We start from the raw sequence: 1999 nt of genomic DNA on the forward strand, positions 1-1999 counted from the left end.
AAGCTGGTGGACATCTCCACCCCGAAGATTGCAGGCAACCAATGCACGGACAACATCGTCCGCATCAAGCCGTACCACGAGGGCGATTCCATACAGGCAGGCGGCTACGCGGAGGGCGAGCTGCTGGGCACCATTACGCTCATCGGGGAAAGGCACATCGCACAGTACGATGTCCTCTATACCGAAGAGCCGGCACAGGCGGCCGCCATCTTCGAGGTGCCGTACACCCACACGCAGTCCTACATCAACCCCGAAGTCACCATGCCCATGTCCGAAATGGCACGCTATGCGTGGGCGGTGTACGGCAGCAGGCGCAAGTACAACCAGATCGTGACGAGGGCGCACGGGATGAAGGCCACGGTGAACAACATTTACGCCGTCGGCGACTACTTCTTCATCGACTACTCGTTGCGGAACAGGACGAAGATTCCCTACGACATCGAGGAAATCCGCGTGAAGCTGACGGACAAGAAGGAGACCAAGGCGACCAACTCACAGACCATCGAGCTGTCGCCCGTTTTCACGCTCAACTCCACGCGGAAGTTCAAAAAGGATTACCGCAACGTGATGGTGCTGCCCAAGCTGACCTTCCCTGACGAGAAGGTGTTGCGGATTGAAATATCCGAGAACCAGATCAGCGGACGGGTCATCGTGCTGACCATCGAGTATGAGGACATCCTCCATGCGGACGGTTTCGATGCCGACATCCTGAAGGATGCCGCCTATTATCCTTATTATTACATCTCTTATTCCGACAAGCAATGAAGAAGCTCCTGATTATCTTATGCTGTGCGGTAGTTGCCATTGGCGCGTCCGCACAGGGCAAGCTGGCGGTAAACGCCGGCTTCCTGTTCCCCTCCACCTTGAACGCGACCGTAGGTTACGAGCATCCGCTGTCTTACGGGAATGCCGTGGAACTGTACGGAGAGGCCGGCAACCACTGGCAGGAAAAGGATTTCTGGAAAGGCTACTATTGGGACGGCGGCATCGTCTACAAGCACCGGCTGGTGCGCTACAAGAACGGGATGCTCCGTTTCCGCTTCGGGCCACAGTTCGGCGCGGTGCAAAAACGGTTCTTCATCGGATTGGAGGGAGGGTTTGAATACAGCTATGTGTTCCAGAACGGCTGGGAGTTCGCCCTGATACAGAAGAACAACGTGAATTTCTTGCACGGGGACACGTTCCGTAACGGATTGCTTTTGGGAATTAAAGTACCGTTCTAATTTCTATACGAAGCCAACTCTTAATTCTTAACTCTTAATTTCAGTTTTATGGCGTTTGAGGAAACACGGGAACAACAGCAGATGTACAACTACTTCCGCAGCTGCATTTACATCTTCCTAATTATAGAGATTGTGATGAACCTGCCCGTCACGGCGGACAACCGCGTCACGCAGTTCATTCTCGACCTGCTGGCGCGCTTCAAGGTGTTCAACTCGGTGTCGGGCTGCAAGGTGGTGGAGCTGGTGTGCATCTGCATCGTCTGCATCGGGACAAAGGCGAAGAAGGCGTTGAAGTTCAACGTGCGCACGATGGTGGTCTATCCCGTGCTGGCCGGGCTTACCCTTGTCGGGCTGTGCTTCGTGTTCCATGGGATGTACTTCGGCGTCAGCTGGTTCGGCTTCCCGGCCAACCGCATCCTGTACGCACTCTGTTCGGTAGTAGGTACCATGCTAGTGCACCAGGGGCTAGACGGCATCGCCAAGTATTACAACAACAAGGTGGGCGAAGACCGCTTCAACTTCGAGAACGAGTCGTTCCAGCAGTCGGAGACGTTGGTCGCCAACGACTATTCGGTGAACATCCCCATGATATACTACTGGAAGCGGAGGATGCATAGGGGATGGATAAACATCATCAACCCGTTCCGGGGGACGATTGTGTTGGGTACGCCCGGTTCGGGAAAGTCGTTCGGCGTCATCGACCCGTTCATCCGGCAGCACGCCGCCAAGGGCTTCGCCATGATGGTATATGACTTCAAGTACCCCACGCTGGCCAA

General features: G+C 55.1%; 3 protein-coding genes. All 3 read left to right on the top strand.

The window, feature by feature from the left end:
- The coding region (gene traN, locus H6B30_RS15885; protein WP_205112227.1) for a conjugative transposon protein TraN at positions 1-765 on the top strand (765 nt) is incomplete at its 5' end.
- A complete protein-coding gene (locus tag H6B30_RS15890; RefSeq protein WP_087207512.1) occupies positions 762-1223 on the top strand; it encodes a hypothetical protein in 462 nt (153 codons plus the stop codon). The genes traN and H6B30_RS15890, both read left to right, overlap by 4 nt.
- A gap of 48 nt (positions 1224-1271) precedes the next feature.
- The coding region (locus H6B30_RS15895) for a YWFCY domain-containing protein (RefSeq protein ID WP_239484176.1) at positions 1272-1999 on the top strand (728 nt) is incomplete at its 3' end.

Origin of the sequence: Marseilla massiliensis (assembly GCF_016899955.1) — a bacterium.
Taxonomy (GTDB): Bacteria; Bacteroidota; Bacteroidia; order Bacteroidales; family Bacteroidaceae; genus Prevotella; species Prevotella intestinigallinarum.